At 74.3% G+C, this 15,394-nt stretch carries 9 protein-coding genes; 8 read left to right on the top strand and 1 reads right to left on the bottom strand.

Annotated features, from left to right (window positions below):
- Window positions 1–153: 153 nt before the first annotated feature.
- A complete protein-coding gene (locus tag OG598_RS14920; RefSeq protein ID WP_328655006.1) occupies window positions 154–3,873 on the top strand; it encodes a S8 family serine peptidase in 3,720 nt (1,239 codons plus the stop codon).
- A gap of 79 nt (window positions 3,874–3,952) precedes the next feature.
- Here the strand turns inward: OG598_RS14920 and OG598_RS14915 are convergent, their stop codons facing one another.
- Window positions 3,953–4,972, bottom strand: a complete 1,020-nt coding sequence (locus tag OG598_RS14915; protein WP_328655005.1) for a helix-turn-helix domain-containing protein — start codon at window positions 4,970–4,972, stop codon at window positions 3,953–3,955.
- Between the two features lie 89 nt (window positions 4,973–5,061).
- Here OG598_RS14915 and recN point away from each other — a divergent pair, with 89 nt between their 5' ends.
- From recN to OG598_RS14880, 7 genes are all read left to right on the top strand, one after another.
- A complete protein-coding gene (recN, locus tag OG598_RS14910) occupies window positions 5,062–6,819 on the top strand; it encodes a DNA repair protein RecN (protein WP_328655004.1) in 1,758 nt (585 codons plus the stop codon).
- A gap of 119 nt (window positions 6,820–6,938) precedes the next feature.
- Complete coding sequence (steA, locus tag OG598_RS14905) at window positions 6,939–8,117, top strand: putative cytokinetic ring protein SteA (protein WP_091407271.1); 1,179 nt, start codon at window positions 6,939–6,941, stop codon at window positions 8,115–8,117.
- 27 nt (window positions 8,118–8,144) lie between these two features.
- On the top strand, window positions 8,145–9,089 hold the full coding sequence (locus OG598_RS14900; protein WP_328655003.1) for a copper transporter: 945 nt from the start codon (window positions 8,145–8,147) through the stop codon (window positions 9,087–9,089).
- Between the two features lie 67 nt (window positions 9,090–9,156).
- Window positions 9,157–10,023: a hypothetical protein gene (locus OG598_RS14895; protein ID WP_328655002.1), complete on the top strand. Its 867-nt coding sequence runs from the start codon at window positions 9,157–9,159 to the stop codon at window positions 10,021–10,023.
- A gap of 1 nt (window position 10,024) precedes the next feature.
- Window positions 10,025–11,713 (top strand): murein biosynthesis integral membrane protein MurJ, encoded by a 1,689-nt coding sequence (murJ, locus tag OG598_RS14890; protein ID WP_328655001.1) that lies wholly within the window; start codon window positions 10,025–10,027, stop codon window positions 11,711–11,713.
- Window positions 11,710–12,879: a glycosyltransferase family 4 protein gene (locus OG598_RS14885; RefSeq protein WP_328655000.1), complete on the top strand. Its 1,170-nt coding sequence runs from the start codon at window positions 11,710–11,712 to the stop codon at window positions 12,877–12,879. The genes murJ and OG598_RS14885 overlap by 4 nt, the downstream gene beginning before the upstream one ends.
- Window positions 12,879–15,293, top strand: coding sequence for a hypothetical protein (locus OG598_RS14880; protein WP_328654999.1), 2,415 nt, complete (start codon window positions 12,879–12,881; stop codon window positions 15,291–15,293). The genes OG598_RS14885 and OG598_RS14880 overlap by 1 nt, the downstream gene beginning before the upstream one ends.
- Window positions 15,294–15,394 lie beyond the last annotated feature (101 nt).

The raw sequence follows: 15,394 nt of genomic DNA, 5'->3' as shown, positions 1-15,394 counted from the left end.
GGCGCACACGGTCGGTGGATGTCAGTTGTCCACCTGACGACATGTCGCCGCTGCGGCGGCGGGCGACTAGTGACCTGGTGACACGCTCCGACGCAGACTCCGATCGGCCCTCATCCACGGATGGCGGCCTGGAGGAGTAGAGGAGCCCATCGCATGCACTGGTCCCCACGCTGGCTCGCCGTCGGCGCGGTCGGCGCGTTGGTGGTCGGCGTCGCCGCACCGGCGTCCGCCGACCCGCCCGCCCGGCCCACCGGCCCGACGTCGGGCACGCCCGCCCAGCACGCACCCGTCCGCATCACCCTGATCACCGGCGACCAGGTCGAGCTCGCGCCCGCGGCGCCGGGCCGGGTCGCCGCCACTGTCCGCCCGGGACCCGGGCGCGAGCGCGTCATCTTCCAGACCCTGGAGGTCGACGGCGGGCTGCGGGTGCTGCCCAGCGACGCCCTGCCCTACGTTTCGAGTGGGGTCCTCGACGCCGACCTGTTCGACGTGCAGGAGTTGGCCGCCGACGGATACGGCGACGCCGCGCAGGGCGCGTTGCCACTGATCGTGCGCTACCAGGAGCAGGCGGCCGGGCGGGTCAAGCCGCTTGCCGGTGCCACCGACGCCCGGCCGCTGGAGAGCATCAACGGCGCGGCGCTGCGGGTCGGCAAGGGGGCCCTCGGCAACCTGTGGACCACGCTCGCCGGTACGCCGGCCAGCCGGACCACGACTGCCGCCGCGCCCCGGCTGGGTGCTGGCATCGCCCGTGTCTGGCTGGACGGGAAGGTCCGCCCGGCGCTGGAGCACAGCGTGCCGCAGATCGGCGCCCCGACGGCCTGGGCGGCCGGGCGCGACGGTGCCGGCGTGAAGGTGGCGGTGCTCGACACCGGCGTCGACGCCACCCACCCCGACCTGGCCGGTCGGGTCGTCGAGGCGCAGGACTTCTCGGGCAGCGGCAGCGCCCGCGACGGGCACGGCCACGGCACTCACGTGGCCGCCACCATCGCCGGCAGCGGGGCGGCGTCCGACGGGTTGCGCAAGGGCGTCGCCCCGGGCGCGCGGTTGCTGGTCGGCAAGGTGCTCGACGACGGTGGCTCCGGCTACGACTCGTCCATCATCGCGGGCATGGAGTGGGCCGCCCACTCCGGCGCGAAGGTGGTCAGCATGAGCCTCGGTGGCGACCCGACCGACGGCACCGACCCGATGAGCCAGGCGGTGAACGACCTGACCGCCGAGACCGGCGCGCTGTTCGTGGTCGCCGCCGGCAACTCGGGCGCCGCGCGTACCGTCGGCGCGCCCGGCGCGGCCGCGTCGGCGCTCACCGTCGGCGCGGTGGACCGTGCCGACAACCTGGCGGCGTTCTCCAGCCGGGGCCCGCGCCTCGGCGACAACGGCCTCAAGCCCGAGATCACCGCGCCGGGCGTCGGCATCGTCGCCGCCCGGGCCGCCGGCACCGCCATGGGTACGCCGGTGGGAGACGCGTACACGACCGCGTCCGGCACCTCGATGGCCACCCCGCACGTGGCCGGAGCGGCGGCGATCCTCGCCCAGGAACACCCCGACTGGTCCGCGACGAAACTCAAGGACGCGTTGGTCAGCACCACCAAGGCGAACCCGGCGTTGACCGTCTTCGAGCAGGGTGGCGGTCGGGTCGACGTGGCCCGCGCGCTCGGCCAGCAGGTGTACGCCTCGGCCACCGCAGACTTCGGCCGGATCTCCACCGGCGGTGCGGCGGTCGAGCGGACCGTGACGTACACCAACGGCACGAAGACCGCGCAGACCCTGCGACTGGCCCTGGACCTGCGCAACCTGGACACCGGCGTGGCCGAGCCCGACGGGGTCGCCGTGACCTCTGGCGAGGTGAGCGTGCCCGCGGGCGGCAGCGTGGCCGTGCCGCTGCGCGCCGACCCGGCGAAGCTGGGCCGGGGTCCGCACGGTGGCTGGCTGGTGGCGACAGGCACGGACGGCGTCGCGGTACGCACCCCGATCGGGCTCACCGTCAGCGGTCCCGTGCACCACCTCACCATCAAGCTGCTGGACCGGCAGGGTCAGCCGGGCCTCTCGCCGGGGTTGACCGTCTTCGGTGAGCAGCCCGAGTCGGACTTCTGGGGCATGTGGGGTGGCGAGGGCACCCTGGAGGTCGAGGAGGGCACGTACGTGCTGACCGCGCTGATGACGCACGGCGTCCCCCTCGACGAGCAGATGACCCAGATCATCGAGCCAGAGGTGACGGTCGACCGGGACCTGACAGTGGTGCTCGACGCGCGCAAGGGCACGCCGGTGCGGATCGAGACGCCGAAGCCCAGCGAGCAGCGGGCCACGCTCAGCTACTACGTGCACCGGGTGCTGGGCAATGGCCGGCAGATCGACCACGGCGTGATGGCCTACAGCACCGTTGAGCAGGTCAACGTCACGCCGACCCGCCAGGTGCGCCAGGGCGAGTTCGAGTTCGCCTCGCGGTGGCAGCTCGTCGCGCCCATGGTGGACGCGACGATCAGCGGGGTGTCCGGTCCGTCGGACATCAACCTGCTGGGCACGTCGCCGGCGCCGACCGGTCGGCGGAAGCTGCCGCTGGTCTGGGCCGGCACCGGCACCCCCGCCGAGCTGACCCGGGTGCGGGGCACCGCCGTGCTGCTCGGCGCCGACCCGAACCGCTCGGAAGAGGAGCAGGTGGCCGCCGCCGCGGCAGCCGGCGCCGCCGCGGTGCTGATCGTGCGGCCTGAGGACCAGAGCGCGTGGACGGTCTGGCGGCCCACCGGAGAGCGGCTGCCGATCCCGTCGATGGTGGTCGCGTACGACGACGGGCAGCGGCTGATCGCGGCGGCGCGCAAGGGTCGGGCGACGCTGGACCTGACGCTGACCGTGGACAGCCCCTACCTGTACGACGTGTGGCAGGTGTCGAAGGGTCGGGTGCCGGAGCGTGTCGTGCACACGGTGACAGCGAAGAACACCGCCGAGGTGACGGCGAGCTACGGCGACATGGGTGCGGGCTGGGCCACGGAGGAGCGGTTCGGCTGGCGTCCGTGGCAGGAGTACGCCTGGAACGACGACCAGCGCATGGTCCGCAACGGCACCACCCGGCAGGAGTTCGTCAGCGCCGGGGACTCCTGGTGGCAGCAACGGGTGCTGCACAAGCAGATGTTCATGCAGTGGGGGCAGTTGGCCGGTGGTCTGACGCAGCAGCCCCGGCGCTACGCGGCCGACGACCGGGTGACCGAGACCTGGCACGCTCCGGTGCTCCGCCCTGCCGTCCCGGCCCGCGGGGCGCCGGTGCCCACCCGCACCGGTGACAACCTGGAGTTGCGGGTGCCCGAGTTCGTCGACGCCCAGGGGCACTACAGCGTGGCCGGCGAGAGCGAGGAGTCGGACACCGTCACGGCGCGGGTCAGCCGCGACGGGCAGCAGATCGCTGACCTCTCCGACGGCTGGGCGTCGGTGCCCACGACCGCCGGGGCCGCCCGCTACCGCCTGGACGTGACCACCCAGCGGTCCTCGGCCGAGTGGCGTTACGGCACGCGGACCGACACGGCCTGGGAGTTCACCTCGGCCCGACCGGCGGGCGAGGCCGCCACGCCGTTGTCGCTGCTCCAGGTGGACTACCGGGTGCCGGCCGACCTGGGCGGCACGGTACGCGGCAACCGGCCGCACCAGCTCGGGCTGACCCTGCGGCAGCCGGCCGGGGTGCCGGCGCCGACCGGTGCCAGCGTGCGGGTGCAGGTCTCCTTCGACGGGGGCGTCACCTGGCGCTACGCGCCGACCACGGGGTCGGGCACCCGGTACACCGCTACCGTGCCGGCGGGGCGCGGAACGGTGTCGCTGCGGGTGCACGCCGCCGACCGGGCCGGGAACACCGTCGACCAGACGGTGCTCCAGGCGTACGGGCTGCGCTGATCGGGCGGGGCGGGGCGGCCTGGCCGTCCCGCCCTGCCGGTTGAGGGTCCGCCGTCGGTCGACGGCGGACCCTGTCGCGTCAGAGCCAGCCGCGTCGGGCCACCTGGAACGCCAACCCGGGCCTGGTGTCCACGCCGGCGGCGGCCATCAGGTCAGCGATGCGCCGTTGCACTGTCCGCCGGCTCACCCCGAGTTGGGAGGCGATGGACTTGTCCGGTACGCCCGCCACGAACAGCGACAGCAGCCGGGCCTCGTCGGCGTCGGGCTGGTAGCCGTCGCCCGGCTGGTCAGCGGGCTCCGGCCGTCGAGCCTCGGGGGCCGCGACGGCGAGAGGGTCGTCGAGGCGCAGCCGGGTGGCCACCCGCCAGTGGCTCTCGAAGAGGGCGAGCAGCGCGTCGAGCAGTTGACTGCGGCCGATCACGGCGGCGCTCGGTTCGCCGCCGTCGCGGTCGGGCACCAGCGGGCAGATGGCCGTGCGGGCGTCCACGATGGCCAGTCGCACCGGCAGCCGGTCCAGGACGCGGGCCTGCTCCCCGGCGGCGACCCCCTTGGCCAGGTCGGCCAACGCGCCCGGCTCGAGCAGCAGGTCACGTTCGTAGATGGCCCGGTAGCTCACCCCGCGGGCCAGCGCGTCGAACTCCTCGACGTTCTCCGGGCCGGCCATGGCGAGGGGATTGGCCCGGCAGAACCAGAGCACCTCGCTACGCGCCGAGTTCTGCAGGTCGCGCAGGCGGTCCCGAAGGACCCGGGCGCCGGTGATCACCTCGACCAGGTGGTCGACGTGGTGTCGGCGCAGCCCGGAGCGGTACTCCTCGGCCAGTTGGGTGACCAGTCGGCGGGCCGACTCCAGGTCCTCCTGACGCCGCAGCAGCGTCCCGCCGAGGGCGACGTCCGGGGCGGTCGGGCGCAGCGGGGCGTCCGGGTCGTTGTCGCTGCGCTGCACGAGGCCCTTGCCGCGCAGTGCCTCGACCTGGGCGACGACCTGCTCACGGGGCCGGTGCAGGCGACCGGCCAACTCGTCGATGCGGGCCGTGGTGAGCTGGAGCAGGCAGCGGTAGAGCTCCTCCTCAGCCGAGGTCAGGCCGATCACATCCAACACGGGGCAGAACTGTACGTCGGCCGGGTACGGGCCGTACCCGGGCCCGTCGGCTGGTCAAGTGTCGGGCCTCGCGTCTACTGTCGGTGGCTGTGCTGGAAGAGCTGCGCATCACCGGACTGGGCGTCATCGAAGACACCACGCTGCCGTTGACCGGCGGCATGAACGTCATCACCGGCGAGACCGGTGCGGGCAAGACGATGGTGGTCACCGGCCTCGGCCTGCTCTTCGGCGGCCGGGCCGACGCGGGGCGGGTCCGCGCCCAACCCGGCCGTGCGGTGGTGGAGGGACGGCTGCGGCTGCACGGGCGGGTCGCCGACGCCGTGCACGCCCGGATCGTCGAGGCCGGCGGCGAACCCGACGAGGACGGCTCGGTGCTGCTGAGCCGCACGGTGACGGTGGAGGGGCGCTCGCGCGCCCACGTCGGCGGTCGGAGCATGCCGGTGTCGATGCTCGGTGAGATCGGCGAGCAGGCGGTCGCGGTGCACGGCCAGTCCGACCAGCTGCGGTTGCTGCGCCCGGCCGAGCAGCGGGCCGCACTGGACCGGTTCGCCGGCCCCGCGCACGAGAAGCTGCTCGACGCGCTGCGCGAGGCGTACACGGGGTGGCGTCGGGTCGTCGACGACCTGGCCGACCGTCGGCGCAACGCCCGCGAGCGCAACCAGGAGGCCGACCTGCTGCGGTTGGGCCTCGACGAGATCACCCGGGTCGATCCGCAGCCCGGTGAGGACGACGAGCTGAAGACCGAGGCGCAGCGGCTGGAGCACGCCGAGGGCCTGCGGACGGCCGCGCAGATCGCCCAGCAGTGTGTGGCCGGTGGCGGGGAGGCCGCCGAGGAGACCCCGGACGCGGCGGCGCTGCTCGGCACCGCCCGGCGGACCCTGGAGGCGCAGTCCGGCACCGATCCGGCGCTCGGTGAGCTGGCGGCCCGCCTGGAGGAGGCGGCCACGCTGGTCACCGACGTGTCCGCGGAGTTGTCGGCGTACCTGGCGACGCTGGACGCGGACCCGGCCCGATTGCAGCACGTCTACGAGCGGCGGGCGGCGCTGCGCGCGTTGACCCGCAAGTACGCCGACGACGTCGACGGGGTGATCGCCTGGGCCGATCGGGCGCGCACCCGACTGTCCGACCTGGACATGTCCGACGACGTGCTCGACGAGTTGGAGCGGGAGGGCCAGCGGCTCGCCGTCGAGGTGGCCGACCTGGCCGGGCGGGTGTCCACCTCCCGGCAGGAGGCGGCGGTCCGCTTCGCCGACCAGGTCACCGTCGAGCTGGCCGGGCTGGCGATGCCGCACGCGCGGATCGAGGTGGCGGTGCTGCCCCGTCCGGCCGGGCGTGCCGAGCCGACGCTTGCGGTCAACGGCGTCGAGGTGGGTGTCACGTCGGACGGGGGTGACGAGGTGGAGCTGCGGTTGCTGGCCCACCCGGGCGCGCCGTCGCTGCCGTTGCAGCGCGGCGCCTCCGGCGGTGAGCTGTCCCGGGTGATGCTCGCCATCGAGGTCGTGTTCGCCGGCTCCGGTGGCCCGCCCACGTTGGTCTTCGACGAGGTCGACGCGGGGGTCGGCGGGCAGGCGGCGGTGGAGATCGGCCGCCGGCTGGCCCGGCTGGCCCGCAGCCACCAGGTGCTGGTGGTCACACACCTGCCGCAGGTGGCCGCGTTCGCCGACCGGCACCTGGTGGTGGCGAAGGACACCGGCGGCGCGGTGACGACCAGCGGGGTGCGCGTGGTGGAGGACACCGAGCGGGCCCGGGAGTTGGCGCGCATGCTGGCGGGTTTGCCCGATTCGGATCTGGGTATCGCCCACGCCGAGGAGCTTTTGGCAGTGGCCGCCAAGGAAAGGCGGTTGTGACGCCGCGTATTGTGAGCGCAAGCACACCGGCTTGTGCCGGTGTGTGCTTCCCTGGGTAGGCGGCCCTGCTCAGGCATGTCGCGACAGAAAAGCCTGCCTCACATGCCAGGATGGTCACGATGCGTCTACCCACGTTGCGCCGGAACCGGAACTCCGAACCGGGCAGAGTCCTCGGCACCGCGCGCCTTGATCGCCGGACGAAACGCCTGGTCGGTCGGCTGCGCCCCGGTGACATCGCGGTCATCGACCACGTCGACCTGGACCGGGTGGCGGCGGACTCGCTCGTCGCCGTCGGGGTCGCGGCGGTGCTCAACGCCAAGCCCTCGGTGTCCGGCCGTTACCCGAACCTCGGCCCGGAGGTGTTGATCGCCGCCGGCATTCCGCTCCTCGACGACCTGGGGGAGGGCGTCTTCGAGCGCATCCGCGAGGGCGATCAGGTGCGCATCGAGGGCAACACGGTCTTCGCCGGTGACGAGCCGGTGGCCCACGGCAGCCTTCAGGACGCCGAGTCGGTCGGCAAGGCGATGGCCGACGCCCGGGAGGGTCTGTCCGTGCAGTTGGAGGCGTTCGCCGCCAACACGATGGACTACCTGCGTCAGGAACGCGACCTGCTGCTCGACGGTGTCGGGGTGCCGGACATCGAGACCCAGATGCAGGGTCGGCACTGCCTGATCGTGGTGCGCGGCTACGACTACAAGGCCGACCTGGACGTGCTGCGCCCGTACATCCGGGAGTTCAAGCCGGTGCTCATCGGCGTCGACGGCGGCGCGGACGCCCTGGTCGAGGCCGGTTACACACCCGACATGATCATCGGGGACATGGATTCGGTCACCGACGACGTGCTGCGCTGCGGCGCCGAGGTGATCGTGCACGCGTACCCGGACGGGCGTGCGCCCGGCCTGCCCCGGGTCAACGGCCTCGGTGTGCCGGCGATCACCTTCCCGGCGGCGGCGACCAGCGAGGATCTGGCCATGCTGCTCGCCGACGAGAAGGGCGCCTCGCTGCTGGTCGCGGTCGGCACCCACGCCACCCTCGTCGAGTTCCTCGACAAGGGCCGCGGCGGGATGGCCTCGACGTTCCTGACCCGGCTGAAGGTCGGCGGCAAGCTGGTCGACGCCAAGGGGGTGAGCCGGCTCTACCGGCAGAGCATCTCCGGCTCGTCGCTGCTGCTGCTGGTGCTGTCGGCGATCGCGGCGATGGCGTCCGCGGTGGCCGTGTCGACAGTCGGGAAGGCGTACCTGGGCGTGGTCGCCGAGTGGTGGGACAATTTCGTGTTCCAGCTGTACCGGCTTTTCTAGTTCCCGACCGATCAAGAGGCTGCAAGCGTGATCAACTTCCGCTACCACGTGGTGTCCCTCACCGCGGTCTTCCTGGCTCTGGCGATCGGCCTGGTGGTCGGCACAGCCGCCCTCAACGGCCCGGTCGCCGACTCGCTCAAGGAGCAGGTCACCGGGCTACGCAAGGACAACCAGCAGTGGCGTCAGACGGTCAGCAACATGGAGAAGCAACTCGCGCTGGAAGAGGAGTTCGCCGAGGAGACGTCCCAGATCCTCCTGCCCGGCACCCTCACCTCGCGTCGGGTCGCGGTTCTCAGCCTGCCCAACGGGCGCGACCACACCGAGAGCGTGCTCAAGAAGCTCCAGCAGGCCGGAGCCACCATCACGGGCCAGGTCGACCTGCAGGACAAGTTCATCAACCCGGACAACAACTCCAACCTGCTGGAGTTGGCCGTCACCGCCGCCCGCCCGACCGCGCAGACCACCGGCCTGCCGGGCAACGGGCACGGCGTGGAGACCTCGAGCGCGCTGCTGGCCAGCGTCCTGCTGGACCGGCCCCAGGGCGTCGCGCCGGTCAGTGACGCCGACCGGCGGGCGGTGCTCGCCGCCTACAACAACGCCGGCTACCTGACCACCGACAGCAACAAGGTCACCGCCTCGGCGGAGGCGGTCGTCGTGGTCAGCGGTCAGCCGTACGTCGACAAGGACTCCGACAAGCGGGACGAGTCGGTGGTCAAGATCGCCGAGCAGTTCGACCGCACCGGGGCGATCGTGGTGGCCGGCAACGGTTCCGTCGGCGGCAACCTGGTCGGCGTGGTGCGTGGCGACCCGGTGCTCGCCCAGACCATCTCCACGGTCGACAACGCCAACACCGTGCAGGGCCAGGTGGTCACCACCCTCGCCCTGGTGCAGCAACTCACCGAGAAGAAGGCCGGCCAGTACGGCGTCGGCGACAACGCCGCCTCCGGCCTGTTGCCTAGACTGCCCCAGTGAGCGAACGACGTACCCCCGTGTCCGGATCCGACCACGTGGCGCGTGACCGAGCCAGCGAGGTGACGGCGTGAGCACGCTGGGCCGGCTGTTGATCGCCGGCGCGGGTGCCGCGGCGGCCCGCTACGCGCTGCGTGAGGCGCGTACCTCGCCGGCCGGGCCCGCGTTGGAACGCACCAACTTCCGTGGCCGCACTGTGAGCCTGGCCGCCGGGCCGGCGCTCGCCGCCGGCGCGGCCGCCGCCGGCGCGTTCGGTGCCACCGGTGGTGCCGCCGGTGGGGCCGCCCTGGTCGCCGGTCTCGGCGCGGGCGGAGTCGGCCTGTACGACGACGTGGTCGGCGCGCGGCCGGAGCAGAAGGCGGCCAAGGGCTTCGCCGGGCACCTCGCCGCGCTGCGCGAGGGGCGGGTCACCGCCGGTCTGGTCAAGGTCGTCGGCGTGGGTGCCGCCGGGCTGGGTGCCGCCGCGCTGCTCGCCGCCGACGCCCGGGTCGCCGCGCACCCGCGCCGGCAGCGGCACGGTGCGTTCGGCCGGGGTGTCGACGTGCTGCTCGGCGCCGGCGTGATCGCCGGCACTGCCAACCTGCTCAACCTGCTCGACCTGCGGCCGGGCCGCGCCCTCAAGTCCGGGCTGCTGCTCGCGGCGCCGCTGACCGGCGGCCCGCAGGGCGGGATCGCCGCGGGCGCGGCGGGCGCCGCCGCCGGCCTGCTCCGCGACGACCTGGCCGAGGACGTGATGCTCGGCGACAGTGGCGCGAACGCGCTCGGGGCGGTGCTCGGCGTCGCGCTCGCCGCCCGTACCGGCCCGCTCGGCCGGGCCGGTCTGCTCGCCGTCCTGGCCGGGCTCACCGCCGCCAGCGAGAAGGTCAGCTTCACCGCGGTGATCCAGCGGACACCGGGGCTACGCGAACTCGACGCACTGGGCCGACGCGCCGACTGACGTGAACAGACCGGCACCCCTCGCCGGCGCCGGCCGGCTGGCCGGGGCAGCCGCGCTCATCGCCGTCCTCACCGTGGCCAGCCGACTCGCCGGCTTCGGCCGCACCGCCGTGTTCACCTGGAGCTTGGCGCCCACCGACCTCGGTGGCACCTACGTGGTGGCCAACGCGGTGCCGAACTTCATCTTCGAGATCGTCGCCGGGGGAGCGCTGGCCAGCCTCGTCGTACCGCTGCTCGCCGGCGCGGTCGCGGCGGGCGACCGGACGGCAGTGGCCCGGACGACCGGCGCGTTGCTGACCTGGACGTTGGCCCTGCTGGTCCCGCTGGCGCTGCTCGTGGTGCTGCTCGCCGGCCCGGTGGTCGAGTCGCTGGGCCACCACCTGACCACCGCCCAGCAGCAGAGCGGCGTGCGGATGCTGAGGGTCTTCGCGCCGCAACTGCCGCTGTACGGGGTCGGCATCGTGCTCACCGGGGTGCTCCAGGCACATCGCCGTTTCGCCTGGCCGGTGCTCGCCCCGCTGCTGTCCAGCCTCACCGTCATCGTCGTGTACCTGGGGTTCACCGTCACGCAGGGCCGCTACGCCACCGTCGGCGGGGTCAGCCCCGGTGGTGAGTTGCTGCTGTCCGGCGGCACCACCCTCGGCGTGGTGGTGCTGTCGCTGTCGTTGCTGATTCCGGTCCGCCGGTTGCACCTCGGGCTGCGGCCGGGCTTCGGGTTTCCCGCCGACGCGCGGGCCCGGGTCGGCGGGTTGGCGGTGGCCGGCGCGGTCACCGTCACCACCCAGCAGATCGCGCTGATCGTCAGCCTGAACCAGGTCACCGCCGGCGCGCGGAGCAACCCGGGCGTCTACAACCTGGCGCAGACCGTCTACCTGTTGCCGTGGGCGGTGCTGGCGGTGCCGCTGGCCATCGCCGCCTACCCGACCCTGGCGGCGGCGCGGGCCGCCGGGGACGAGCGCACCTACCGCACGACCCTGGCGCCGGCCGTCCGTGGTGTGCTCCTGTTCAGTTGCCTCGGCACGGCCGCGTTGATCGGGACCGCCGGCCCGGTCGGTCACTTCTTCTTCCCGTCGGACACCGCGTCGACCGCCGCCGCCGCGATCATCGGGTACGCCCCGGGCCTGGTCGGCTACGGCCTCTTCGCGGTGCTCACCCGGGCGCTCTACGCGCGGGGTGAGACCCGGGCGGCGACGCTCGCCACGGCGGTCGGCTTCCTGGTGGTACCGGCCGTCGTCCTGCTGCTCGGCGCGGTGCTGCCCTTGCGGGACCGGGTGCTCGCTGTGACGTCCGCGAACTCGGTGGGGATGCTGGTGCTCGGCGCCCTGCTGCTCCTGGCGGTGTTGCGCAGCGCCGGCCGTCCCGCCCTCGCGGGAGCGGCACGGGCCGGAGCGGCCGGTGGCCTCGCCGGTGTGCTGGCCGGGCTCGCCGGGTGGGGCCTGAGCCGTTGGCTCGACCAGTTGGACGGCGGCACCCCGACGACGGCGGCGGCGTTCGGTCAGGGCATGCTGTCCGGGGTTCTGGTTGGGGTTGTGTTCCTCGCCGTGGTCTGGTTCGTCGACCGGCGGGACGTACAGCCACTGCTCGCCGGGGTGCTGCGGCGTCTGGGCCGGCGGGGGCCGTCCGGCGGTGCGCCGACACCGGGCGCGGGCTCCGCGGAGCGGGGCGACGGGAAGGAGACGGCGACGCGATGACTGAGCCAGCTCTGCCTGCCGGCTGGTCGGGCACCGTCGCGTTGGTGCTCGCGTCCAGCACCGGCGGGGTCGGCCAGCACGTCCGTTCGGTGGCCCGTGGCCTCGTCGCGGGCGGCGCCACCGTCCTGGTCTGTGGGCCCGCCGCCACTCAGGAGCAGTTCGACTTCACCGGTGTCGGTGCGCGGTTCGCGCCGGTGGAGATCCCGGCCAGCCCGACTCCGGCCGACGGGCGGGCGGTCCTCGCGCTGCGCCGGGCGCTCGCCGCCGCTCACGTCGACGTGGTGCACGCGCACGGCCTGCGGGCCGGGTTGGTCGCCGTGCTGGCCCGTCCGGCCGCCCCGCTGATCGTCACCTGGCACAACGCGGTGCTCGCCGGGGGGCTGCGAGGCGGGGTGTCCCGGCTCGTCGAACGGGTGGTCGCCCGGGGCGTCCGGGTGGCGCTCGGCGCCTCCGAGGACCTGGTGCGACGAGCCGCCGAGGTGGGTGCCGCCGACGCCCGGCTCGCCCCGGTCGCCGCGCCGACGCTGCCCGCGCCGCGTCGACGTCCGGCGGCGGTACGCGCCGAGTTCGGCGTCCGCCCGGACCAGCCGTTGATCGTCTCGGTCGGCCGGTTGCACCCGCAGAAGCGCTACGACGTGCTGATCGACGCGGCGGCCCGCTGGCGTACGCGTACCCCGCCGCCGGTCGTGGTGATCGCTGGCAGCGGGCCGGCGTATCTGCCGCTCGCCGCGCGGACCTCCGCCGCCCGCGCCCCGGTGACCCTGCTGGGGCACCGCACCGACGTGGCCGACCTGCTCGCCGGCGCCGACCTGGCCGTCGTGACCAGCGACTGGGAAGCGCGACAACTCTTCGCCCAGGAGGCGCTGCGCGCCGGTGTGCCACTGGTGGCCACCGCTGTCGGCGGGCTCCCGGACCTGGTCGGCGACGCCGCCACGCTGGTCCCCGCCGGTGACGTGGACGCTGTCGACGCGGCAGTACGCGCGTTGCTGGACGACCCGGCGGCGCGGGCGGAGTTGGGCCGGCGTGGCGCCGAACGGGCGGCGACGTGGCCGACCGAGGCGGACACCGTCGCCACGCTTGCCGCCCTCTACGTCGAGCTGGCCGGGAATCCCGGCGGTCCGGCGACAGCCCCGGGCTCCGACGCCCCGAGAACGGGACACCGGTGATGCTGCGCCGACTCGCCCCCGCCCTGTTGACAGTGCTCGTGGTGGTGCTGGGCGTCACCGCGCTCGCCGCCCGTCCACCCCAGGGCACCCCGCAACGCACCGCCGACTTCGTGGTGCTCGCCGGGATCGCCGGGCTGCGCTGGGAGGACGTTGATCCGCAGAGCACCCCGACGCTGTGGCGGATGGCCCAGGACGGCTCGATCGGCTCACTGTCGGTGCGTTCCGCGCACCGGCCCACCTGCCCGGTGGACGGCTGGTTGACACTGGGCGCGGGGAGCTTCGCCGCGTGGAACGGCAGCCGGTCGGTCGACGGCTGCCCGTCGGCGGCGGTGACAGTCGAACAACCGGACGGCATCGGCGCGAACCTGCCCGACCAGGAGAGCGTGGTCCAGTACAACCAGCAGCGGCTGCCCTGGGGTGCCATGCCCGGCTCGTTGTCCGAGTCGGTGCGATGCTCCGTCGCCGTGGGCCCGGGCGCGGCAGTGGCCGCCGCCCGACCGTTCGGCCGCGTCGACAGGTACGCCTCGGGGCTGCCGGCCGACCCGCGGCCGCTGCTCGGCGCGTGTGTGCTGAGCATCGTCGACCTCGGCACCGTCAAGGGGGCCGACCCGGCCACCCGCGCCGAGGAGGCCCGCGCCGCGGACGCCGAGCTGGCCCGGGTGCTGGCGGCGCGACCCCCACGGTCGTTGGTGCTGGTAGCGGGGATCTCCGACACCACCCAGGCGGCCCGACTGCACGTGGCGGTCGCCGACGGGCCGGGCTGGGAACGGGGGTGGCTCACCTCGGCCAGCACCGGCCGGGACGGGTACCTGCAACTTGTCGACCTCGCGCCGACTGCCCTCGCCGCGTTGGGCCGGCCCATGCCGGAGCGGCTCTTCCTCGGCCGTCCGGCGATCAGCACCGGCGGTCGTCCCGCCGACCTGACCGAGGCCATCAACGCGCCGGCGAACGCCGACCGGGAGGCGGCCGCCCAGCGTTCCGTCTCCGGGGCGTTCTTCGCGCTGCTCGCCGGGGTGCAGGTGCTGCTGGCGCTCGCGATCCTGCCGCTGCTGCGCCGAGCCCGTCCGCACGCCGGCCCGGCCGGCCCGACGCCCGTGTCCGGGCGGATCGTGGCGGTGATGGAACTGCTGCTGGTCGCCGCGGCGTTGACGGTGCCGGCGGCGCTGCTGACCGACGCGGTGCCCTGGTGGCGTGGCGAGCACCCGGGGTGGATCTTCGCCGGGGTGACGGCGCTGCTGGTGGCCGCCGGCACCGCGGCGGTGCGGTTCGCCCCCGGGTACGCGAACACCCTCGGGCCGCTCGGAGCGGTGGCCGGCCTCACCACGCTCGTGGTCGGGCTGGACGTGCTCACCGGGGCCCGCCTCCAGCTCAACAGCGTGGTCGGCTACTCGGCGTTGCAGGGTGGCCGGTACGCCGGGCTGAGCACCGTGGGGCTGGGAGTGTTCCTCGCCGGTGCGCTGGTCACCGGCGGCTGGTTCGCCCAACGGGTGCACCGGGGCTGGCGGCCGGCGGTGATGGTGGCGGTGGGTGGCCTCGCGGTGGTGGTGGTCGGCAGCCCGTACCTGGGCGCCGACCCGGTCGGCGCGATCGCGCTCACCGCCGGGGTGAGCGTCGCCGCCGTGATCAGCGCCGGTGGCTGGTTGACGATCAGCCGGTTGGCCTGGGCCGCCATGGCCGCGCTGGCGGTCGGTATCGGGTTCGCCGTGGTGGACCTGCGGCGTCCTGCTGCGGAGCGGGGCAGCCTGGGTCGGTTCCTCTCCGCGCTCGGTGACGGCACCGGCGGGTTCGCCGTGCACCGGTCCAGCACGGAGAACTTCGAGACGTTGGTCAACAGCCCGCTGACGGTGCTGGCGCTGGCCGGCGGGTTGCTGGTGTGGTTCGCCCTGTTGCAGCCGTGGGGTGGGCTGATGCGGCTGTTCGGCATCTACCCGGCGGTCCGGGCCGCGGTGGCCGGCACCGTGGTCGCCGCGGTGCTCGGTGGTGTGCTCGACGGCGCGGCCCTGGACGTGATGGGCGCTGCCGCCGCCCTGGTGGTGCCGATGGCCGCCCTGGCGTCGCTACGGGTGCTCGGGCACGCCGCGGACCGGACCCGGCCGGTGGCGGGCCGCTCCCGCGCCAACGGCGCCGACGACGACTCGGGGTCCGGCGGCGTCGGCCCGGTCGGTGGGGGCGACGGTCCGACCGGCGGCGGTGGGCCACTGGGCGCCGTGCACCCCCGTCCGATCACCGGCCCGTCCCCGAGCGCACCGGCGAAGGTCGCCCAGCCGGCGTCGGACACTGCGGGCGAGCGCCACGGGGACGCCGACGAACCGGCCGAGCCGACCGCGAGCGGGTCGACGCCGGACGCCGATCCGACGGTGCCCGTGCCGCCCCGGCAGGTCTCCCGGTCATCGACGGAGGTTGCCGCGTCCTGAGCGCCGGGCCTCGCCCGGATGGCCCGGAGGTGTCGCAGCCGGGGTGCGGCCTGCGGGTACCCGCCCGGAAGGTGTTACCGTCAAATCCCGTGGATCGCGTG

Origin of the sequence: Micromonospora sp. NBC_00330, from assembly GCF_036136635.1 — a bacterium.
Classification (GTDB): domain Bacteria; phylum Actinomycetota; class Actinomycetes; order Mycobacteriales; family Micromonosporaceae; genus Micromonospora; species Micromonospora salmantinae.
This window is presented reverse-complemented; position numbering and strand designations above follow the sequence as displayed.

Bases quoted from the DNA above. Each gene is read 5' to 3' on its own strand.
- OG598_RS14920 (WP_328655006.1), top strand. From the start codon at position 154: ATGCACTGGTCCCCACGCTGGCTCGCCGTCGGCGCGGTCGGCGCGTTG.
- steA (WP_091407271.1), top strand. From the start codon at position 6,939: ATGCGTCTACCCACGTTGCGCCGGAACCGGAACTCCGAACCGGGCAGA.
- OG598_RS14885 (WP_328655000.1), top strand. From the start codon at position 11,710: ATGACTGAGCCAGCTCTGCCTGCCGGCTGGTCGGGCACCGTCGCGTTG.
- OG598_RS14880 (WP_328654999.1), top strand. From the start codon at position 12,879: ATGCTGCGCCGACTCGCCCCCGCCCTGTTGACAGTGCTCGTGGTGGTG.